This window comes from Gottfriedia sp. S16(2024) (genome assembly GCF_050473765.1).
Classification (GTDB): Bacteria; Bacillota; Bacilli; order Bacillales; family Bacillaceae_G; genus Gottfriedia.
In genome coordinates, this window is record NZ_JBFLUO010000001.1 from 1,441,283 (window position 1) to 1,462,476 (window position 21,194).

General features: G+C 35.2%; 22 protein-coding genes. 21 read left to right on the forward strand and 1 reads right to left on the reverse strand.

Features of this window, described 5'->3' with window-relative positions:
• The first annotated feature begins 54 nt into the window (after positions 1-54).
• The 20 genes from glyA to AB1282_RS06900 all read left to right on the forward strand — a co-directional run bounded on the left by glyA (position 55) and on the right by AB1282_RS06900 (position 19,706).
• The gene (gene glyA / locus AB1282_RS06805) at positions 55-1,296 is read left to right on the forward strand and encodes a serine hydroxymethyltransferase (protein WP_056469271.1); all 1,242 of its coding nucleotides are present in this window, start codon (positions 55-57) and stop codon (positions 1,294-1,296) included.
• A gap of 226 nt (positions 1,297-1,522) precedes the next feature.
• Positions 1,523-2,041, forward strand: coding sequence for a DoxX family protein (locus tag AB1282_RS06810; protein WP_429898748.1), 519 nt, complete (start codon positions 1,523-1,525; stop codon positions 2,039-2,041).
• An 812-nt stretch (positions 2,042-2,853) separates the two neighbouring features.
• The gene (upp, locus tag AB1282_RS06815) at positions 2,854-3,483 is read left to right on the forward strand and encodes a uracil phosphoribosyltransferase (RefSeq protein ID WP_025568588.1); all 630 of its coding nucleotides are present in this window, start codon (positions 2,854-2,856) and stop codon (positions 3,481-3,483) included.
• Positions 3,484-3,725: 242 nt separating this feature from the next.
• Positions 3,726-4,667 (forward strand): sugar-binding transcriptional regulator, encoded by a 942-nt coding sequence (locus AB1282_RS06820; RefSeq protein WP_056469276.1) that lies wholly within the window; start codon positions 3,726-3,728, stop codon positions 4,665-4,667.
• Between the two features lie 315 nt (positions 4,668-4,982).
• The gene (gene deoC, locus AB1282_RS06825) at positions 4,983-5,648 is read left to right on the forward strand and encodes a deoxyribose-phosphate aldolase (protein ID WP_056469279.1); all 666 of its coding nucleotides are present in this window, start codon (positions 4,983-4,985) and stop codon (positions 5,646-5,648) included.
• Between the two features lie 139 nt (positions 5,649-5,787).
• Entirely contained in the window at positions 5,788-6,192 is a 405-nt protein-coding gene (locus tag AB1282_RS06830) for a cytidine deaminase (RefSeq protein ID WP_056469282.1), read from the forward strand.
• Positions 6,193-6,313: 121 nt separating this feature from the next.
• On the forward strand, positions 6,314-7,498 hold the full coding sequence (locus tag AB1282_RS06835) for a NupC/NupG family nucleoside CNT transporter (RefSeq protein ID WP_056469285.1): 1,185 nt from the start codon (positions 6,314-6,316) through the stop codon (positions 7,496-7,498).
• 113 nt (positions 7,499-7,611) lie between these two features.
• Positions 7,612-8,244, forward strand: coding sequence for an AmiS/UreI family transporter (locus AB1282_RS06840; protein ID WP_056469288.1), 633 nt, complete (start codon positions 7,612-7,614; stop codon positions 8,242-8,244).
• Positions 8,245-8,419: 175 nt separating this feature from the next.
• Positions 8,420-10,624, forward strand: a complete 2,205-nt coding sequence (locus tag AB1282_RS06845; protein WP_429898749.1) for a S8 family serine peptidase — start codon at positions 8,420-8,422, stop codon at positions 10,622-10,624.
• 262 nt (positions 10,625-10,886) lie between these two features.
• Complete coding sequence (locus tag AB1282_RS06850; protein WP_025568596.1) at positions 10,887-11,111, forward strand: AtpZ/AtpI family protein; 225 nt, start codon at positions 10,887-10,889, stop codon at positions 11,109-11,111.
• A 4-nt stretch (positions 11,112-11,115) separates the two neighbouring features.
• Positions 11,116-11,496, forward strand: a complete 381-nt coding sequence (locus AB1282_RS06855) for an ATP synthase subunit I (protein ID WP_056469298.1) — start codon at positions 11,116-11,118, stop codon at positions 11,494-11,496.
• A 64-nt stretch (positions 11,497-11,560) separates the two neighbouring features.
• The gene (gene atpB / locus AB1282_RS06860) at positions 11,561-12,232 is read left to right on the forward strand and encodes a F0F1 ATP synthase subunit A (RefSeq protein WP_429901074.1); all 672 of its coding nucleotides are present in this window, start codon (positions 11,561-11,563) and stop codon (positions 12,230-12,232) included.
• 80 nt (positions 12,233-12,312) lie between these two features.
• Positions 12,313-12,528, forward strand: a complete 216-nt coding sequence (gene atpE / locus AB1282_RS06865) for a F0F1 ATP synthase subunit C (protein ID WP_025568599.1) — start codon at positions 12,313-12,315, stop codon at positions 12,526-12,528.
• Between the two features lie 205 nt (positions 12,529-12,733).
• Entirely contained in the window at positions 12,734-13,237 is a 504-nt protein-coding gene (gene atpF / locus AB1282_RS06870) for a F0F1 ATP synthase subunit B (protein WP_029715296.1), read from the forward strand.
• Positions 13,234-13,773, forward strand: coding sequence for a F0F1 ATP synthase subunit delta (locus tag AB1282_RS06875; RefSeq protein WP_056469304.1), 540 nt, complete (start codon positions 13,234-13,236; stop codon positions 13,771-13,773). The genes atpF and AB1282_RS06875 overlap by 4 nt, the downstream gene beginning before the upstream one ends.
• Before the next feature lie 22 nt (positions 13,774-13,795).
• The gene (gene atpA / locus AB1282_RS06880) at positions 13,796-15,304 is read left to right on the forward strand and encodes a F0F1 ATP synthase subunit alpha (protein WP_056469307.1); all 1,509 of its coding nucleotides are present in this window, start codon (positions 13,796-13,798) and stop codon (positions 15,302-15,304) included.
• An 86-nt stretch (positions 15,305-15,390) separates the two neighbouring features.
• Positions 15,391-16,245, forward strand: coding sequence for a F0F1 ATP synthase subunit gamma (locus AB1282_RS06885; RefSeq protein WP_056469310.1), 855 nt, complete (start codon positions 15,391-15,393; stop codon positions 16,243-16,245).
• Between the two features lie 63 nt (positions 16,246-16,308).
• A complete protein-coding gene (gene atpD / locus AB1282_RS06890) occupies positions 16,309-17,721 on the forward strand; it encodes a F0F1 ATP synthase subunit beta (RefSeq protein WP_025568604.1) in 1,413 nt (470 codons plus the stop codon).
• Positions 17,722-17,804: 83 nt separating this feature from the next.
• On the forward strand, positions 17,805-18,206 hold the full coding sequence (locus AB1282_RS06895; RefSeq protein ID WP_429898750.1) for a F0F1 ATP synthase subunit epsilon: 402 nt from the start codon (positions 17,805-17,807) through the stop codon (positions 18,204-18,206).
• A 543-nt stretch (positions 18,207-18,749) separates the two neighbouring features.
• The gene (locus AB1282_RS06900) at positions 18,750-19,706 is read left to right on the forward strand and encodes a nuclease-related domain-containing protein (RefSeq protein WP_429898751.1); all 957 of its coding nucleotides are present in this window, start codon (positions 18,750-18,752) and stop codon (positions 19,704-19,706) included.
• On the opposite strand, the gene AB1282_RS06905 is transcribed toward AB1282_RS06900, so the two are convergent.
• Entirely contained in the window at positions 19,703-20,323 is a 621-nt protein-coding gene (locus tag AB1282_RS06905) for a TetR/AcrR family transcriptional regulator (protein ID WP_082459427.1), read from the reverse strand. The two genes, AB1282_RS06900 and AB1282_RS06905, sit on opposite strands and share 4 nt — an antisense overlap.
• Positions 20,324-20,549: 226 nt before the next feature.
• Here AB1282_RS06905 and AB1282_RS06910 point away from each other — a divergent pair, with 226 nt between their 5' ends.
• Entirely contained in the window at positions 20,550-21,194 is a 645-nt protein-coding gene (locus tag AB1282_RS06910; RefSeq protein WP_390310842.1) for an HlyD family secretion protein, read from the forward strand.

A 21,194-nucleotide genomic window follows, 5' to 3' on the forward strand; every position in this document is an offset into this window, starting at 1 on the left:
TATAGTAAATTTATACTAGTAATGTTCGTGTTTTACAAAAAGGGGGATATAACTGTGGAAAATTTAAAAAAGCAAGATCCATCATTGTATGAGGCAATACAGTTAGAGTTAGGTAGACAACGTACTAAAATCGAGTTAATTGCTTCTGAAAACTTTGTAAGCGAAGCAGTAATGGAAGCCCAAGGTTCAGTATTAACAAATAAATATGCTGAAGGATATCCAAGCAAACGATACTATGGCGGTTGTGAATATGTTGATATCACAGAAAACATTGCAAGAGACCGTGCAAAAGAAATTTTCGGAGCAGAACACGTAAATGTTCAACCTCATTCAGGTGCTCAAGCGAATATGGCAGTTTATTTCACTATTTTAAAACATGGTGATACAGTATTAGGTATGAATTTATCACATGGTGGTCATTTAACTCACGGAAGCCCAGTAAACTTCAGTGGGGTACAATATAATTTCGTTGAGTATGGAGTAGATCCAGAAACTCAAGTAATTAACTATGAAGATGTATTAGAAAAGGCTAAAGCGCATAAGCCTAAATTAATTGTAGCTGGTGCAAGTGCTTATCCAAGAGCAATTGACTTTAAAAAATTCAGAGAAATTGCAGATGAAGTTGGAGCTTACTTAATGGTCGATATGGCACATATCGCTGGTTTAGTAGCAACAGGTCTTCATCAAAATCCAGTTCCATTTGCTGATTTTGTTACAACAACTACTCATAAAACATTACGTGGACCACGTGGTGGTATGATTTTATGTAAAGAAGAATTCGCAAAAGCGATTGATAAATCAATCTTCCCTGGAATTCAAGGTGGACCATTAATGCACGTAATTGCAGCTAAAGCTGTAGCATTTGGTGAAGCACTACAAGAAGATTTTAAAAAGTATGCACAAGCGGTCATCGATAACGCTGCTCGTTTAGCAGAAGGCTTAAAATCTAACGGCTTAAATTTAGTATCTGGTGGCACAGATAATCACTTAATTTTAATTGATGTTCGTTCATTAGAGTTAACTGGTAAAGTTGCTGAGCACGTATTAGATGAGGTTGGTATTACATGTAATAAAAATACAATCCCATTTGATCCAGCAAGTCCGTTTGTAACAAGTGGTATCCGTATCGGTACAGCTGCTGTAACTTCAAGAGGGTTTACTTTAGAAGATATGGATGAAATTGCATCAATCATTGCTGATACATTAAAAAATCACGAAAACCAAGAAGTACTAGAAGCATCTCGTAATCGAGTTAATGCTTTATCAAGCAAATACGAATTATATCCTACATTTTAATAAATAAAGTATAAAGTAAGCTATCTTTAGAACTGTATTTTCAATTGCAAATAGCATTGAAGGTGCAATTATACTAAAGATAGCTTTAATTTTTTAAAACTTTGTGATAAAGTTCACAAAAAGTTCATTTAAACTTGTGGAAAACTTCACATTATTAATCGGAAATGGATTACAATAACTCATGTAAACAGTAATTAAAAATTTATATAAACGGAGGCAAAAACTTATGTTTATTAATTTTTTAAGAACTAATAAAATTGCATCTGGTTTCTTAACGATTATTCGTCTTTATTTAGGTTATGAGTGGATCCATGCAGGTTGGGGTAAGTTATCAACTGGAGGATTCGATGCTTCAGGATTTTTAGGATTTGCAGTTAAAAGTGCCACAGGTGATCACCCAGCAGTTCAAGGGTGGTGGGCAGATTTTCTAACAAACTTTGCAATACCAAACATCGATTTATTTAATATATTAGTTCCTATTGGAGAATTCGCAATCGGACTTGGACTTATTCTTGGATGTTTTACAAAAACAGCAATGTTCTTTGGTTTAATGATGAACTTCGCATTTATGTTTAGTGGTACAACTAGTACAAATCCACAAATGGTATTATTAGGAATCTTTATAATAATTGCTGGTTCTAATGCAGGACGTATTGGATTAGATCACTATGTTAGCAAGTTTATTAATAGAAAAACTTCTTTCGCTCCAAAAGTACCAGATCATAATTTAAGAAACGCATCTTAACTATGTAACCAAAGAGGGAATCAATAGGTTCTCTCTTTTCAGAGTGTTGAAATATAAAATGGTCAATAGAAAAAACGGATTTTAAATGAACATTTATTAATGATGAGATGATCATTTTTGGTTGAGCTATCTATTAATGGTTTTAAATTTTAATATGTTTAACAATTTTATGATTCCAATAACGCTAGTAAGTTTTTTTCAGAAGTTAAAAATATTACAAAGCTATAAATTCAGTTGATTAGTTTAATAAATTAATGTTCGATCTTAATTGACCTACAATTTGATTAATAAACAACTGATAGGATACGCTAAGTAAAGGTTATTTGATTAGTTTATATTGCAGACTTCTTATTGATGAATAAGTTGATTGGAACGGAGGGGTGCTCGACTCCTATGGGATAAGCGGGAAGGCTGAGACCCCGCAGGCTCGCCGAGGAGGCTCAGGTCTCGCCCCATGGAAAGCGAGCATCCTGTAGTGGAAATCAACATCGCTCTACTCCATTACGAAAATTTGGTAAGTTAATTGACAAGGTTGTTTTTTAACAAGGTGCAAAGAGGGAACCAATAGGTTCTCTCTTTTTGTTTAAGATAAAAACTTCTCTGACTTATATTAATGAGGAAGAGGAGTTTTTTATTCAAAATGGGTCAAAATAGCAATTAGATTAATAAAAAAAGGCAATATTGAAGTTTATATGTAAAAAAGATCTAAATTAATTCTAAGTGATTGTATAATGTGGCTTGAATTATTTAACCGCTTTCGGTATTCTTTTTAAGAATAATAAATTAATAAGTATTTGCAAGGAGCGATAAAAGTGAGTAAAGTATACGTTTTTGATCATCCGTTAATTCAGCATAAAGTTTCTTTAATTCGTAAAAAAGACACTGGAACAAAAGAATTTCGTGCACTAGTTGATGAGGTTGCAGGTTTAATGGCATTCGAAATCACACGCGATCTACCACTACAAGAAGTGGAAATCGAAACACCAGTAGCAATTGCAAAGTCAAAAGTTATTGCTGGTAAAAAGTTAGGGATTGTACCAATTTTACGTGCAGGTTTAGGGATGGTTGATGGATTCCTTCAATTAGTTCCTGCAGCTAAAGTTGGACATGTTGGATTATACCGCGATCCTGAGACATTAAAACCGGTTGAATATTACGTTAAACTTCCTACAGATGTTGAAGAGCGTGACTTCATTGTGATTGATCCAATGCTTGCGACAGGTGGATCAGCGGTTGAAGCAATCAACTCTTTAAAAACACGCGGTGCTAAAAACATTAAGTTTATGTGCTTAATTGCAGCTCCAGAAGGTGTTGAAGTTTTACAAAAAGCACACCCAGATGTGGACATTTACATTGCTGCCCTTGATGAAAAATTAAACGATCATGGTTATATTGTACCTGGTCTTGGCGACGCTGGAGATCGTTTATTTGGTACAAAGTAATTACATTTTTAAAGCTTTCCTAGCATAGGAGAGCTTTTTTCACATTAAGAAAGTATAAATTGGCAGCTAGGTAGCTTACTCGACGTAGTCGTTAATTTTAGGAATTAAGTATAAGTGCAACTACGTCTCTACCTTTGTTTTAAAGGCTCGGAAGTCGACGAGTTTTCTTTAAATTAAAAGGGGTACAATAATTAAAAATTTGAACGTGAAATAAGGATGGGTAAGTTAAAGGGGATTAGGGAATGTCACTCGAAAAACAAAGGTTAATAATAGATGCAGCAAGACTATATTATGATTCTGACTTTAGTCAACAAGAGATCGCGACACAATTAGGAATCTCTCGTCCAACTGTATCAAGATTACTCCAACAAGCAAAGGAATTGGGATATGTACGCATTGAAATTATTGACCCCCTTGAAGGCAATCAAGATTTAGCCCGAGAGTTAAAGAAGAAATATAATTTACAATCTGTTGAAGTTTGCTATTCACCAATTGATGACTACAATGAAGTTTTGCAAACAATCACTAAAAAAGCTGCAGATGTATTAGTAGATATAGTCCATGATGGTGACGTTGTTGGAGTAACTTGGGGAACTACGATGTATCATATTGCAACAAAGTTAAGTAATAAACAAGTAAAGGGTGTAGAAGTAATTCAGCTGAACGGTGGAGTAAGTTACTCTAAAACGAATACATATGCATCTGAAACGGTAAATTTGTTTGCTGAAGCATTTAACACCGTACCAAGATATTTACCACTACCAGTTATATTTGATAATCCACAAGTAAAACAAATGGTTGAAGAAGATCGCCATATTGGTCGATTAATTGATTTGGGAAAACAATCAAACGTAGCAATTTTCACTGTAGGAACTGTTAAAAAGGATGCCTTGTTATTTAAAGTTGGCTACTTAAACGAGAAGGAAGAGACGGATTTACAAACATTCGCTGTAGGAGACATTTGCTCTCGCTTTTTTGATAAAGACGGAAATATTTATTCTGAACTCCTTGATCGACGAACGATTGGAATTGAGTTAGATGAGCTAAGAAGTAAAGAAAAATCTATTTTAGTCGCGGGTGGAGAAAGGAAAATAAATGCTATTCACGGTGCTTTAATGGGTAAATATGCAAGCATATTAATAACCGATCAATTTACTGCAAAAAGATTGTTAGAGCAAGGATAGGAAAGGAAGAGGTAAAGCTATTCCTTCCCTTTGTCATGTTCTCTATTAGACAAATTTTAAAAAGAGGGTGTCTTAAGAGTGGATATCCCCAAAATTAGATATTTTTACATTTAAAAAGGAGGCGTCTTTTTTGTCAGGTAACCTGACTTTGGAGACAGCCCCTTTTCTATATATATAAAAGGTAAAATTATCCTTGAACATAAGTTCAATTTGTATTTTACAAAATTTCATAGCGGTGTTATAGTAAAGACATATTCAAAGTAACTTAGTAAATAAACATTTTTTATAATAAAACCAATAAGGGAGCGACTATATATGAATTACGCAAGTTTAGTAGATCACACATTATTACGAGCTGACGCAAAAAGAGAGGAAATTGCAAAATTAGCTGAAGAAGCAAAAGAATTTAGCTTTGCATCAGTTTGTATCAATCCTACTTGGGTTTCTTATGCAAGTGAATTATTAAAGGATTCTTCTGTAAAGGTTTGTACGGTAATTGGTTTCCCTCTAGGAGCAAACACTCCAGAAGTAAAAGCATTCGAAACTACAAACGCAATTGAAAATGGTGCGGAAGAAGTTGATATGGTTATCAATATTTCTGCATTGAAAGAAAAAAATGACGAATTAGTTGAAAGAGATGTACGTGCAGTTGTTGATGCTGCTAAAGGTAAAGCTTTAGTAAAAGTAATTATTGAGACTTGTCTTTTAACTGACGAAGAAAAAGTTAGAGCGTGTGAATTATCAGTTAAAGCTGGCGCTGACTTTGTAAAAACTTCAACAGGATTTTCAACTGGTGGAGCAACAGTAGAAGACGTTGCATTAATGCGTAAAACTGTTGGAGAAAACGTAGGCGTTAAGGCTTCTGGCGGTGTTCGTAGCTTAAAAGACGTAGAAAATGTAGTAGCTGCTGGTGCAAACCGTATCGGAACAAGTTCAGGTGTTAAGCTCGTTCAAGGTGAAGAAGCAAACACAGCTTATTAATTTCAAAATAATTTTAAAATAAAAAAAAGTGAGTGAGTTATTGCTCTTTAGCTCTTACGTTGGTAATATGGTAAAGCGAAGACAAAACTCACACACTTTAATTAAGAATTACCTAACAATTCGTTAAAGGGTGATAAATATGAATACACAATCATTAATCAATGAAGCTTTAAAAGTTCGTGAAAACGCATACGTTCCTTACTCGAAGTTTAAAGTAGGTGCAGCAATTTTATTGAATAACCAAACGGTCTACACAGGTTGTAACGTAGAAAATGCTTCTTATGGACTAACAAATTGTGCAGAAAGAACTGCTATATTTAGTGCGGTCGCTGCGGGTAACGGTTCAGCAAAAATCGAATCAATTGCAATAGTAGGAGACACTGAAGGTCCAATTTCACCATGTGGTGCATGTAGACAAGTAATCGCAGAATTTAGTGATGAAAATACAAAAGTATACTTAACTAACTTAAAAGGTGACATCACTGAAACAACTGTTAAGGAATTACTTCCTGGATCATTTAGTTCAAAAGATTTACAAGGTTAATCCTTGTCTGACATCTAACTTCTAAATGATGTCTGACATCCAACAAATAAAAAAGTTGTGTTCGTTTTGAAAGCGCTTAGATTAATTAAAAACAAATTTATTGGATTTTCGGGGGAGAAACATGAAATATATTATAGCTCTTGTTGGATTACTAGTTGTTTTCGGTCTAGCATTCATCGCTAGTAGTGATCGTAAAAAAATTAAATATCGTCCAGTTGTTATCATGGTCGTTGTTCAAATCATTTTAGCGTTCTTATTATTAAATACAGAAGTAGGTTTAATTTTAATTAAAGGAATTTCTAACGGATTTGGAAAGTTATTAGAATACGCTGGTGAAGGTGTTAATTTCGTATTTGGTGGTATGGCAAATGAAGGTGCTTTCCCATTCTTCACAGGAGTATTATTACCAATCGTATTTATTTCTGCATTAATTGGTATTTTACAATTCACAAAGATTTTACCGTTTTTTATTAAATACATTGGTTTAATTTTAAGCAAAATCAATGGTATGGGTAAATTAGAGTCTTATAATGCAGTAGCATCTGCAATTTTAGGACAATCTGAAGTATTTATTTCAGTAAAAAAACAATTAGGTCATTTACCAAAAAATCGTTTATATACTCTTTGTGCATCAGCAATGTCAACAGTATCTATGTCAATCGTAGGTGCATATATGACGATGGTTGAACCAAAATATGTAGTAACGGCAATTGTATTAAACTTATTTGGTGGATTTATTATTTCTTCAATTATTAATCCTTACACTGTTACACCTGAAGAAGATATCTTAACGATACAAGAAGAAGAAAAACAAACATTCTTCGAGATGCTTGGTGAGTATATTTTAGATGGTTTCAAAGTAGCAATCATCGTTGCAGCAATGTTAATCGGTTTTGTTGCATTAATTGGTGCAATTAATAATATTTTTGATATGATTTTTGGAATCTCATTCCAAGGGATTTTAGGTTATGTTTTTGCTCCATTCGCATTCATTATGGGTGTACCATTTAAAGAAGCGGTTGATGCAGGTAGTATTATGGCAACAAAACTTGTTTCAAATGAGTTCGTTGCAATGATGGATTTAGCAAAACATGGTAAAGAGTTCTCAACTCGTACATTAGGAATTGTGTCAGTATTCCTTGTGTCATTTGCTAACTTCTCATCAATTGGTATTATTGCAGGTGCAGTTAAAGGTTTACATGAAAAGCAAGGTAATGTTGTAGCCCGTTTCGGTTTAAAATTATTATTTGGTGCAACATTAGTAAGTGTTTTAACGGCAATTATCGTAGGTATCGTTTTAAAATAATTTAATCCAAGCGTTTGACTTAGATCAGGCGCTTGTATTTTTTTTCTAATCTTAAAGTAGGAGGGTTGAGTTAAAAAGTGAATTTCTAACAATTTTCTTTTTAACAAGTCACTATGGGATCTGTAGGTTTACTTTTATCTGGTGCAACTCTGTTTTTAAATAGTCTTGTATTATTAAACAAAGCGAATGCTAAAAGTGCAGCTTTATTAAACTTATTTGTTGGTACATTACAAATCGTTATTCCTTTCTATTTATTAATGCATTTAGGTGCTGGTAAGTGGGAATTATTTAATACGGCAAGTATTTTCTTTTTTGGTATTACTTATTTATATAATGGATTTACAAATCTTAAAGGTTTTAATGGAACTGGCTTAGGTTGGTTCTCACTTTGGGTATCAATCATGTCTGTACTTTGGGCTTTCGTGAACTTCGCTATTATTCATGATGTTGTGAACGGACTATTATGGGTTATGTGGGCATATTTATGGTATCTATTCTTTGCTGGCCTTGTATTAGGTAAGAAAATAGAGCGATACACAGGAATTGTTGCAATGATACAATCTTGGACTACAATTACTCTTCCTGCATTTTTTATGCTTTTAGGGATTTGGCAGGAGACAGTCATTTCAAATGCATGGATCGTAGTTTTAGGAGCTTCGATTTTGTATTTTATCATACATGAGATTAAAGCGTATGTTACAAATAAAAGATTCCAGTTGTTTAACCAACCTGAATTAAAAAATTAATGATAATACAAAAAGACTAACTTTTTAGGTAAGCTTTATGCTTTACCTAGAGTTAGTCTTTTTTCATTTTGAAAACTTTGTAGGTTCTAGAGAAAATTACCTTTTTATACATGAATGAACGATTAGTGAGAAAGCTAAAAAGAAAATATCTTATATAAAGGAGAACCTGCATTGAATGAAAAATTACTTTCTTAAAATAATTATTTGTTTAGTTTTTTTACTAGTTCCATTTAAAGATGTTTATGTAAATGCACATGAACAACAAAAACAAGTAGCTTTAATTTCAGTTAAAGACGGAATGATTACACAGGCGATAAAAAATATTGCTGAACGTTTCCCTAATGTAACCGTAAGACAACAATACACTGAGACGTACTATGGTTTTTCTGTATCGGGTTCTCTTGAAGAGTTATCACAGTTAGCTAAAATGCCGTTAGTAAAGGATATGCACTTTGTTACAACTTATAGAGCTCATTTAGAAGATAGCATCCCTTTTATTGGAGCGGACGAAGCTCAATTATATAAGGATCAAAGGGGAAGAAAGATTACTGGTGAAGGCGTAAAGGTAGGAGTAATCGATACTGGTGTTGATTACAGGCATCCTGATTTGAAATCAAATTATGGTGGCGGTTACGATACGATTGATTTAGATAAAGATCCAATGGAGACTAAGCTTGAAGAAAAAAGTACATTTCATGGTACCCATGTAGCTGGTGTAATAGCGGCAAATGGAAAAAGAAAAGGTGTAGCCCCTAAAGCTACAATCTATGCATACCGTGCTCTTGGTCCTGGTGGTGTTGGTACATCAGAAACTGTTATGGCTGCAATTGAGCGAGCAGTGAAGGATAAAGTAGATATTATTAATTTATCGCTAGGAAATGATGTGAACGGACCAGACTGGCCGACAAGTATTGCGTTAGATAAGGCAGTAGAAAAGGGTGTACTTGCAATTACGGCTGCTGGAAACTCTGGACCAGGGCTATGGACTGTTGGTTCTCCCGCTACGGCATCAAAGGCTTTAACAGTTGGTGCAAGCTATCCACCTGTTCTTTTCCCATCTATCCACGTGAAAAATAAAGAGACAATTATTAGTCCTATGATTGGATCTGCTAAATGGGATAAAGGTTTAAATGGGCGATTTGTATTTAAGAAATACGGCGAAAAGCGTGATTTAAAAAGAGTAAAAGACAAAATTGTCTTGCTTGAAAGAGGAAAAATCACGTTCACAGATAAAGTAAAAAATGCTCAAGACGCTGGTGCAAAGGCGGTTATTGTCTTTAATAATATCGATGGAAATTTCATTGGACAAATTAAAGGGAAATTTACTGTTCCAGCAGCGACTATTTCAAGAAAAGAAGGTTTATTAATTAAGAAAATCATTGAAAAAAGTAAAGTAGAAGCTAAGACTGGCCATGAAAAGAAGGTTGATATACTTGCAGATTTCAGCTCTAGAGGGCCGGTAACAGGTACTTGGCAAATGAAGCCGGATTTATTAGCTCCAGGTGTACAAATAAAAAGTACAATTCCGGGTGGGTATTTAGCGCTTCAAGGAACGAGTATGGCAAGTCCACATGTTGCCGGAGCAGCTGCTCTTGTAAGACAACTGCACCCAGATTGGAGTATGGACGATTTAAAAAGTGTGCTAGTCAATACAGCAACACCATTATATAAGAATAATAAAAAGATGTATCATGCGTACGAACAAGGTGCTGGAAGATTAGATATTGAAAAGGCACTTGAGACTGAGACAACATTATTTCCAACTTCTTTATCTTTAGGAGTAACTAGAAAAACCGATTTACAAATTAAGAAAGATTTTGTCGTAAGAATATCTAATAAATCAAATATGCCAAAACAAGTTACAGCAATAAATAATCAGCCAGCCACTGGAATACAATGGGTATTACCTAAGCCTTTTACAATTCCAGCTAACACTAGCAAAAAAATTAGCCTTACTGCAACAGTTGATACGAAAGTATTAAGAGATGGATTTTATGATGGGGCAATTACGTTTAGTACAAATGATGATGAAAATCTAAGAATGCCGTTTTTATTACTACAAGGAGAACCGAACTTTCCGTCAGTAATGGGATTTCACTTTGGAAGGGTAAAAGGTAAAAATCGCTATAAATATGAGCTTTATTTACCAAGTAAGGTTGAGGAATACAAAATCGCTGTTTTTGAATCTGAAACATTCCGTTTGTTAGGTGTGATTGATGAACAGGAAAATAGTAAAAGGGGGATTATCAAGAAAGAACTAGTTTTAAAAGACTTTCCTAAAAGTGGAATTTATAAATTTGTGATTTTTTATAAACGTAAACAGTATGAAAGTGCAACGGAATCTTACGTAAATGTCGCAAAAATTTATGTAGAAGACTAAAAATTGGTAAGTAATTTTTAATAGTTTTTTAATTTAGGTAATTGACACATTTTTGTAACATATTGTATGCTTAACATGAATGTTTAAAAGGGTTTTCAATGTATGTAAATACTATGTTATTAAAATTTTTTGAACGTTTTGTGAACAATTTGTGAACGTTTTCAATGTTTAGAGATTTTAGCAAATATTTGTTGTAGAATTAACCATGATAAGACTTTTGGCAATTTTTTGGAGAATGACAATTGACATGGAGGGATTTTGTATGAAAAACAACAATCAACATCCTCTTAAAGCAATGGCACTCATGTCTTCCATTCTAGCTCAGCTTGTCGGTTCTATTCTCATAGGCATCTTTCTAGGAAGATGGATTGATTCATTTTTTAATTGGCCAGTACCAGTATTTATGATCATCTTTTTACTGTTAGGATTATTTACTGGAATCTACGGCACGCTTAAATTAGTTAAGCAATTCACACCAGGGGACTAGTTACATGCAAAAAGATAATTTTAGACGATTCACACGAGATATGTTGTATATCATTTCTTTAGCTGTTTTGGGTTGGGCATTTACCGACTATAAAACAATATTCACAGGCTATATTCTCGGAACAGTAACTAGCTTTTATTGTATATGGATTCTACACAGAAAGATAAATACCTTCTTTGACCGAGTTTTAAAGCAACAAAAAGTTCGATCTTTAGGTACTGTAATTTGTCTTTCAGCGGTGGCTCTAGCTATGGTCATCGCGCTTCGGTATGAAAATTTTGTGAGCATACCGGCACTAACTGCGGGACTAATGACAGGACATCTTGTCATTATGATACATTTTGCATTACAACAAACGTCTTTTGCAAGGAAGAGAGGTGAATAAATTGGAACACGGCACTTATGGTTTTAAATTTATTGGTTTAGATTTTACGTTAACAAATGTTCTAATGACTACCATTGCTGCAGTAATCGTCTTTATCATCGCAGTTACATGCGCAAGAAGTCTACAAATACGCCCAACAGGAAAGCAAAACTTTTTAGAGTGGGTTGTAGATTTCGTTAAAGGCATTATCAACAGTACAATGGATTGGGAAACTGGTGGTCGCTTCCTTACACTAGGTGTGACATTACTTATGTACATATTTGTTTCAAATATGTTAGGTCTACCATTCGATATCTCATTCGATGGAAACTCAGTTTGGAAATCACCTACATCAGACCCAGTCATTACTTTATCATTAGCAATCTTTATAGTTGGTTTATCACATTATTATGGTATCAAGATGCGCGGTTTTGGAGCGTATGGTAAAACATTCTTCCAACCAATGCCATTCTTATTCCCATTAAAAATTATTGAGGAATTAGCAAACACATTAACGCTAGGTCTTCGACTTTACGGTAACATTTATGCGGGGGAAATCTTACTAGGTTTACTTGCAACAATGGGTACACATGCTTATGCAACAAGCACAGGCGGAGGTATTCTTTGGACAATCGCAGCGGCAATACCAATGATCGTATGGCAGGGATTCTCTGTATTCGTTGGTTCAATCCAAGCGTTTATCTTCGTAATGTTAACAATGGTTTACTTGTCACATAAAGTGGCGGACGAGCATTAATCGGCTCATTGAATTTGGTAGTTAGATAAAAATTATAAAAAAAAATATATTTCTTATGATTAAGAAGGAGGAAATTTAAAATGGCTTTAATCGCAGCGGCAATCGCAATAGGTTTAGGTGCACTAGGTGCAGGTATTGGTAACGGTTTAATTGTATCACGTACAGTAGAAGGTGTTGCTCGTCAACCAGAATTACGTTCAACTCTTCAAACTTTAATGTTCATCGGGGTTGCATTAGTTGAGGCACTTCCAATCATCGCGGTAGTTATCGCATTCATGGCATTTGGTAAAGCGTAAGATTTATACAAGTAGTTAAAAAATGGCGAAGTTTGTGTTCACATTTACTTCGCCATTCCTTTATGACACTTTTGTTGTAAAGATTGAATTTTGAAAGTAAAGCTAAAGTCGGTAAGAGACCTAGGCTATGTTATAAAAAAGAAAAATTATTAAATGATACCCTCGAAGGGAGTGAAGGCTTGTGTTAAACGGTTCATTATTCGTAATCGGTGAAGCAAACGGACATGGTATACCTTGGGGCGATGTAGCGTTTCAATTAGTAATCTTCTTAATCCTACTTGCTTTATTACGTAAGTATGCATTAGGACCAGTAATGGGAATTATGAAACAACGTGAAGATCACATCGCTAATCAATTAGACTCAGCTGAGAAAAACAACGCTGATGCAATGAAACTAGTTGAAGAGCAAAAGCAAGAGTTAGTTGCTGCTCGAACTGAAGCTCGTGAGCTTCTTGAGAAAGCTAGAAAGCAAGCTGATGTACAACGTGAAGAAATCGTTGCCGCAGCAAAAGCAGAAGCTGAAAACTTGAAAGAAAGCGCTAAACGTGAAATTACTCGTGAAAAAGAGCTTGCAGTACAATCAGTTCAACAACAAGTTGCTTCATTATCTGTATTAATTGCTTCTAAAGTACTTGAAAAAGAAGTGAAGTCTGAAGACCAATCTGCTATTTTTGATCAATATCTTAAAGAAGTAGGCGAAGCTAAATGAGTAACGAATTAGTTGCAAAACGCTACGCAAACGCTCTTTTTGAATTAGCGACTGAACAAAATTTAGTAGAAACTGTTGAACATGACTTACAAGTAGTGAAAAAGGAGTATGTAGAAAACTTAGAATTAAATAAGTTTTTACAACACCCTGGTATCACAAAAGAAAGCAAAAAGTCTGTCTTAAATGACACGTTTGCTTCAATCTCTGAAACGGTATTAAATCTAGTATGCTTATTAGTTGATCGTGGGCGAATGAGCACTATTTCTAACTTAGTAACTGAATATGTAAAAATTGCGAATGAAACTCGTAATATTGCAGATGCAACAGTTTACTCTGTAACGGCAATGTCTTCTGAAGAACTAGATAAAATTGGAGCGTTATTCGCTTCTAAATTAGGTAAAAACTCAATACGTTTGAAAAACGAAATTGACCCATCTTTAATTGGTGGTTATAAAGTTCGTGTTGGAAACCGTATTTTTGACGGCAGTTTAAAAAATAAACTTGTTCGAATTGAACGTGAATTAATCGCAAAATAGTTTGTAGATAGGGGTGAAATGCATGAGCATCAAAGCTGAAGAAATCAGTGCGCTGATTAAAAAGCAAATCGAAAATTACCAAACTGAAATAGAAGTTAGTGATGTTGGTACAGTTATCCAAGTTGGTGACGGTATCGCTCGTGCTCATGGTCTTGACCAATGTATGTCTGGAGAGCTAGTTGAGTTCTCTAACGGCGTTATGGGACTAGCACAAAACTTAGAAGAAAACAACGTAGGTATTATCATCTTAGGGCCTTACACAGGCATTAAAGAAGGCGACGAAGTTCGTCGTACTGGACGCATCATGCAAGTTCCAGTTGGTGAAGCATTAGTAGGACGTGTAGTAAACTCATTAGGTCAACCAGTTGATGGTTTAGGCCCAATCGAAACGACTAAATCTCGTCCAATCGAAAATGCTGCTCCAGGCGTAATGGCACGTAAATCAGTACATGAACCATTACAAACAGGTATCAAAGCGATCGACGCTCTTGTACCAATCGGACGTGGACAACGTGAGTTAATCATCGGTGACCGTCAAACTGGTAAAACAGCTGTTGCTATTGATACAATCCTTAACCAAGCTGACCAAAACATGATCTGTATCTATGTTGCAATCGGTCAAAAAGAATCAACAGTTCGTGGACTTGTTGAAACTTTACGTAAGCACGGCGCATTAGATTACACAATCGTTGTAACTGCACCTGCTTCATCTCCAGCTCCAATGTTATACTTAGCTCCTTTTGCTGGTGTAACTATGGGTGAAGAGTTTATGTACAATGGTAAACACGTATTAGTAGTATACGATGATTTATCAAAACAAGCGGTAGCTTACCGTGAGCTTTCATTACTATTAAAACGTCCTCCAGGTCGTGAAGCATATCCAGGGGATGTATTCTACTTACACTCTCGCTTATTAGAGCGTGCAGCTAAGTTAAATGATGAGTTAGGTGGCGGTTCTTTAACTGCATTACCATTCATCGAAACACAAGCTGGTGATATCTCAGCTTATATTCCAACAAACGTAATCTCGATTACTGACGGGCAAATCTTCTTACAGTCTGACTTATTCTTCTCTGGCGTACGTCCAGCGATCAATGCAGGTCTTTCTGTATCACGTGTTGGTGGTTCAGCGCAAACTAAGGCGATGAAATCAGTAGCAGGTACTCTACGTCTTGACTTAGCGTCATTCCGTGAGCTTGAAGCATTTGCTGCGTTCGGTTCTGACTTAGATAAAGCAACTCAAGCTAAACTTAACCGTGGTGCTCGTACAGTTGAAATCCTTAAACAAGGTTTACACAAACCGTTAAAAGTAGAAAAACAAGTAACATCTTTATATGCGTTAACACGTGGTCACTTAGACAGCGTAGCAGTTGAAGACATTACTCGTTTTGAAGAAGAAATGTTAGCTTGGATGGACGCTAACGCAAAAGGTCTTTTAGATGCTATTCGTGATACTGGTAAATTACCAAACGAAGCTGACCTTGACGCTGCAATCACAAGCTTTAAAAAGAACTTTATTGCTTCTAAATAAGAAGGCGATTTAAATATCTGGATTTGAAGGATCGGGCTCATAGCTCGTCCTTCATTTAACTGTTTACCAAAAGGTGGTGAAAACCTGTGGCATCATTACGCGATATAAAAACAAAAATTAATTCAACAAAGAAGACAAGCCAAATCACAAAAGCGATGGAGATGGTATCTGCTGCGAAATTAAACCGTGCTGAGCAAAACTCTAAGCAATTCGTTCCTTACATGGAAAAAATGCAAGAGGTAGTTGGTAGCGTGGCAAAAGGCGTAAACAGTAGACATCCGATGCTAGTAACTCGTCCAGTTAAAAAGACTGGTTACATTGTCATCACTTCTGACCGTGGTTTAGCGGGTGCATTTAATAGTAACGTATTACGTGCGGTAACTAATACAATTAAAGAGCGTCATAAATCGAATGATGAATTTGCAATTATTGTACTAGGTCGAGTTGGACGTGACTACTTTAAGCGTTTAGGTTACCCAATCGTTGAAGAGGTTCTTGGGCTTCCAGATCAACCTTCATTCGATGATATTCAACAATTTGCTAATCGTACAGTTCAAATGTATACAGACGGCATTTTTGATGAGCTTTACTTATCATATAACCATTTCGTAAGTAAGATTTCTCAAGAAGTTACTGAGAAAAAGCTATTACCTTTAACAGATATTGACACAGGTAAGGCAACAACTAACTACGAATTTGAACCATCTGATGATGAAATCTTAGAAGTTTTACTGCCTCAATATGCAGAAAGTTTAATCTTTGGTGCATTATTAGACAGTAAAGCTAGTGAACACGCTTCACGTATGACAGCGATGAAAAGTGCAACTGATAATGCGAAAGAAGTTATTAGTAAGCTTACTCTTCACTATAACCGTGCGCGTCAAGCAGCTATTACACAAGAAATTACTGAAATCGTCGGTGGAGCAGCAGCACTTGGCTAATCTGCTTACATCGGCTATATAAATTGAACGGCTTTTAATGAAACAATGCTAGGAGGAAAAGCGATGAGCAATGGTATTATTACTCAGGTATTAGGTCCAGTAGTAGACGTAAAGTTCGAAAACGGCCAATTACCACAAATATATAATGCGTTACGTGTTCGTAAAGAAGCGGGCGACGCAAACGAAGTAAACATTGATTTAACATTAGAAGTTGCTCTTCACTTAGGTGACGATACTGTTCGTACAGTTGCAATGGCTTCAACTGATGGATTAGTACGTGGAATGGAAGCAGTTAACACAGGGAAACCAATTTCGGTTCCAGTTGGTGACGCTACATTAGGGCGCGTATTCAATGTGTTAGGTGACAACATTGACTTAGACGAAGAACTTGGAGAAGACGTACGTCGTGACCCAATTCACCGTCAAGCACCTAAATTTGAAGAATTAACTACAAAAGTAGAAATCCTTGAAACTGGTATCAAAGTAGTAGACTTATTAGCTCCTTACATCAAAGGTGGTAAAATCGGTCTATTCGGTGGTGCGGGTGTAGGTAAAACTGTATTAATTCAAGAATTAATTAACAACATTGCACAAGAGCACGGCGGTATCTCAGTATTCGCTGGTGTAGGTGAACGTACTCGTGAAGGTAACGACTTATACCACGAAATGAGCGACTCTGGCGTTATCAAGAAAACAGCGATGGTATTCGGACAAATGAACGAGCCACCTGGTGCACGTCAACGTGTTGCCTTAACTGGTTTAACAATGGCTGAATATTTCCGTGATGAGCAAGGACAAGACGTGTTATTCTTCATCGATAACATCTTCCGTTTCACTCAAGCAGGTTCTGAGGTTTCTGCCCTATTAGGTCGTATGCCTTCTGCGGTAGGTTACCAACCAACTCTTGCTACTGAAATGGGTCAATTACAAGAGCGTATCACTTCAACAAACAAAGGTTCTGTAACTTCGATTCAAGCGATTTACGTTCCTGCCGATGACTATACGGATCCAGCACCAGCTACAGCGTTCGCTCACTTAGATGCAACAACTAACTTAGAGCGTCGTTTATCTGAGATGGGTATTTACCCAGCGGTAGATCCATTAGCATCTACATCTCGTGCATTAAACCCTGAAATCGTTGGTGAAGAGCACTATGAAGTAGCTCGTCAAGTACAATCAACTTTACAACGTTATAGAGAACTTCAAGATATCATCGCAATCTTAGGTATGGATGAGTTATCAGAAGAAGATAAATTAGTCGTAGCTCGTGCTCGTCGTATTCAATTCTTCTTATCTCAAAACTTCCACGTTGCGGAGCAATTCACAGGACAAAAAGGTTCTTACGTACCAGTTAAAGAAACTGTTAGTGGATTCAAAGAGATCTTAGAAGGTAAATATGATACTCTTCCTGAAGATGCATTCCGTCTAGTTGGACGCATTGAAGAAGTAGTAGAAAAAGCAAAAACATTAGTATAATAATTGTCTAATCGAAAGGCTTGTTCATCATTCTATTTGAATGAACTTGATTAGCTCACGAAGCTAGACAGGAGGAGTTCACTATGAAGACAATGAAAGTCAGTATCGTCACTCCTAATGGACCGGCTTATGAAGGCGAAACAGAATTCGTTAGCACGAAAGCAACTAGCGGTGAGCTAGGTATTTTACCTGGACACATTTCAACTGTGGCACCGTTAGCAACAGCACCTGTTAAAATTAAATCACCAGCTGGAACTGATTTCGTTGCAGTTAGTGGCGGATTCATTGAAATTCGACCTGAAGCCGTTACAATATTGGCTCAATCTGCTGAAGCATCAACTGAAATCGACGTTGAGCGCGCAGTAGAAGCAAAAAAACGTGCAGAAAAACGTCTACAAGAAAGACGCCCTGACACAGATATCAAACGTGCAGAACTTGCTTTACACAAAGCAATGAACCGTTTAAACGTAGCACAATATAAGTAATTAAAAAAAGAGCCCTTGGTTGGGGCTCTTTTTTTGCTTGAGTATGTGGGGTGGGGGTGTTTAGTAAACCGGTGGGTGCAATTAGACTAGAAGATACTGCAATTAAGTAATAGGAAAGTGCAAATAAACAGTTTGAGTGTGCAAATAAATTTAAATGAGAAGCAAATAAACTGTTAGGTGCAAATAAAATCGAAGAAACTGCAATTAAAAATTGTAAAACTGCAAATTAAATTAATGAAAGTGCAAATATAATCAGGTTACTGCAATTAAATTTTGCAGAACTACAATTAAAACTGAGAAAACTGCAATTAAATCTACCATAAATGCAAATAAAACAGACACATCATAATAAAATATCGAATTTATGATCAGCTTTATATAAAATTTGTTAGTTTCATCAAAAAATAGTTTAGTAATAGACCAAATTTAACTAAATTACAGAAAAAGCGACGGTTATCTGCTCAATTTTTATAGTTTGTATTAGAAGGTATCTGTACAGAAAATCTTGAATATAAAAAGAAATCTAAGAGAGGTGACTTTTTAATGATATTAAAAGAACGAACAGTTCCGTTAGTTATTAAAAAATTGGATGCTCTATTAAGGAGATTACCTAGTGATCATCCCCAATGGTCAAGAATTGAGGAAGATCTATTTAAGTACAAAGCAGGTTATCAAGGTGAAAAGTCTTTAGATTATCATCTTAGTTTTTTTCCAAAAGAGCGTAGTTTCATTTTGCATGATGTAAGGTTAGTCGATGATTTTCAGCACTTTTTTCAAATCGATACGATCATAATAACCCCACGTGTACTAATCATTATTGAGGTAAAGAATTTAATTGGTACTTTGTATTTTGATCAACACTTTAATCAACTTATTCGATCAATTGATGGGAAAGAAGAGTCTTTTATAAACCCCATTCTTCAAGTTGATAGGCAAAAAAGACAACTTTCACAGTGGCTACGAAAACATAATTTTATAAATTTAAGTGTCATTCCTTATGTGGTTGTAAGTAGCCCAAAAACAATCATAAAAGCTTCATCAAATCAAAGTGAGATTGCTAAAAAAGTTGAGGAGCTAGAATTGAAATTTAAAAGCGATTTTTATACACATAAAGAAATAAGGAGATTAGCTAAATTATTAATAAAGCAACATCAGCTTTTAGATCAAAATATATTAGATAAGTACAATATTGGTAACATTGAACTTTTAACTGGAGTAATTTGCACTAATTGTCATCATTTTTCAATGGTACGAGATAAAGGGAATTGGATATGCAAGAATTGCTTACATGTTTCAAAACTAGCACATATTAGTGCTTTAGTTGATTACTTTTTGTTAATTGGAAACTCAATAAATAATAAACAAGTTAGAGACTTTCTCCATATACCCTCTATCTACAACGCTTCAAGACTCCTCCGCAAACTAAACCTACCATCATCGGGAACAAAAAAAGACAAAATACACTATTTGGACGAGTTGTCACAGCAATCCTCTTTTTAGTTTAATTCCAATCCCGCTGTTGTTAAAATTCCATTTCTTGAGATTTTTAAAAGGTATTCTGCCATGTGTTTTTTTGTGTATGGCATGTCATTTTCAACCCAAAATGAAATTACGCTGAGCGTTGAGCCTGAAATATAACTTACTAGTAGGTCACCTGGGACAAGGTATTTATTCTTTTTTGGCTGTATGAATGCAATGCCTCTTTCGAATGTTGTTGATAATACTTCGTAAAGTCTTCTTCTAAAAATATTTGGTCCTTGTCGTTTTAGGAGGACTTTGTAGAAGTAACTGTTTTTTTCGATGTGTTCGAATAGATGGTAGTAGGATTGTAAGGCCATTCCATCGAGTGAGTTTGGATTTCCGTCATACATGCTAAAATCTACATTCTTCATGGCGCTGTCTAAATCAACTAGTTTTTCTTTAACGATTTGGCGGACCATTTGGTACTTGTCTTCGTAGTGGCTATAAAAGGTTGCTCTATTGACGTTTGCTTTTTTAGTTATATCTTGTACACTGATCGCTTCGAATTCTTTATCTGCTAATAGTGTAATTAATGCATCTTGTAAAAGTTGTCTAGTTCGAATGACACGAGGGTCATGATTATTTTTTATGCTCATTTTAAAACTCCTTTATTAAATAACTTTAAGAAATTAAACAATTAATAATAGTAGTGTTGCTTAAACAACAAATTTTAAATTATTAACGGTTGAGTACGTTTATAAATCAATTATAATTAAAAACTATGAGAAGTAAAACGACAATGTGTTGCTTTACTTTTGTTACCTATATAGAGAAACGATTAAAAATTTAGGAGGAATTTTATTTATGGGGAACATGAAGAAAATGGTGTTTGTTAACATAATTACTTTAATCATATTAGTTGCTGGTGGATTTGCTGGTTATTACTATTATGATCAATCAACAAATTATATAAAAACGGATAATGCTAAAATAGATGGGCAACAAATTGTCATTTCATCTCCTGCTGCTGGTAAGCTTGAGTCATGGTCAGGTTCATTCGGAAAAACATTTTCACCAAATGAATCAATTGGTAAAGTTTTAACTGCACCTCAAGCAGCTGGAGATACTGCACATGAAGTATCAGTTTCAGTACCTACAAATGCTACGATTGTTCAAGCAAATGCAATTAAAGATCAATTGGTTGGTACAGGTTCAACTCTTGGTTATGCATATAACTTAGATAATCTTTGGGTTACTGCAAACATTAAAGAAACTGAAGTGGAAGATGTGAAAAAAGGTCAAGTGGTTGATGTATATGTTGACGCATATCCAGATACAACTTTAACAGGTACTGTAGAATTTGTTGGATTAACAACTGCAAATACATTTAGTTTATTACCTTCTGGAAACTCTAATGCAAACTATACGAAAGTAGAGCAGGTTGTACCTGTAAGAATTGCTTTAGATCATAATAAGTCATTTGAAATTGTTCCAGGAATGAATGCTTCTGTTCGTATCCATAAGTAA

Coding starts and splice junctions, on each gene's coding strand:
- atpA (WP_056469307.1), top strand. CDS start 13,796: ATGAGCATCAAAGCTGAAGAAATCAGTGCGCTGATTAAAAAGCAAATC.
- AB1282_RS06855 (WP_056469298.1), top strand. CDS start 11,116: ATGCAAAAAGATAATTTTAGACGATTCACACGAGATATGTTGTATATC.
- AB1282_RS06840 (WP_056469288.1), top strand. CDS start 7,612: ATGGGATCTGTAGGTTTACTTTTATCTGGTGCAACTCTGTTTTTAAAT.
- AB1282_RS06845 (WP_429898749.1), top strand. CDS start 8,420: ATGAAAAATTACTTTCTTAAAATAATTATTTGTTTAGTTTTTTTACTA.
- deoC (WP_056469279.1), top strand. CDS start 4,983: ATGAATTACGCAAGTTTAGTAGATCACACATTATTACGAGCTGACGCA.
- AB1282_RS06835 (WP_056469285.1), top strand. CDS start 6,314: ATGAAATATATTATAGCTCTTGTTGGATTACTAGTTGTTTTCGGTCTA.
- AB1282_RS06810 (WP_429898748.1), top strand. CDS start 1,523: ATGTTTATTAATTTTTTAAGAACTAATAAAATTGCATCTGGTTTCTTA.
- AB1282_RS06830 (WP_056469282.1), top strand. CDS start 5,788: ATGAATACACAATCATTAATCAATGAAGCTTTAAAAGTTCGTGAAAAC.
- atpD (WP_025568604.1), top strand. CDS start 16,309: ATGAGCAATGGTATTATTACTCAGGTATTAGGTCCAGTAGTAGACGTA.
- AB1282_RS06850 (WP_025568596.1), top strand. CDS start 10,887: ATGAAAAACAACAATCAACATCCTCTTAAAGCAATGGCACTCATGTCT.
- atpE (WP_025568599.1), top strand. CDS start 12,313: ATGGCTTTAATCGCAGCGGCAATCGCAATAGGTTTAGGTGCACTAGGT.
- AB1282_RS06820 (WP_056469276.1), top strand. CDS start 3,726: ATGTCACTCGAAAAACAAAGGTTAATAATAGATGCAGCAAGACTATAT.
- AB1282_RS06910 (WP_390310842.1), top strand. CDS start 20,550: ATGGTGTTTGTTAACATAATTACTTTAATCATATTAGTTGCTGGTGGA.
- AB1282_RS06895 (WP_429898750.1), top strand. CDS start 17,805: ATGAAGACAATGAAAGTCAGTATCGTCACTCCTAATGGACCGGCTTAT.
- AB1282_RS06875 (WP_056469304.1), top strand. CDS start 13,234: ATGAGTAACGAATTAGTTGCAAAACGCTACGCAAACGCTCTTTTTGAA.
- AB1282_RS06905 (WP_082459427.1), bottom strand. CDS start 20,323: ATGAGCATAAAAAATAATCATGACCCTCGTGTCATTCGAACTAGACAA.
- atpB (WP_429901074.1), top strand. CDS start 11,561: ATGACTACCATTGCTGCAGTAATCGTCTTTATCATCGCAGTTACATGC.
- AB1282_RS06900 (WP_429898751.1), top strand. CDS start 18,750: ATGATATTAAAAGAACGAACAGTTCCGTTAGTTATTAAAAAATTGGAT.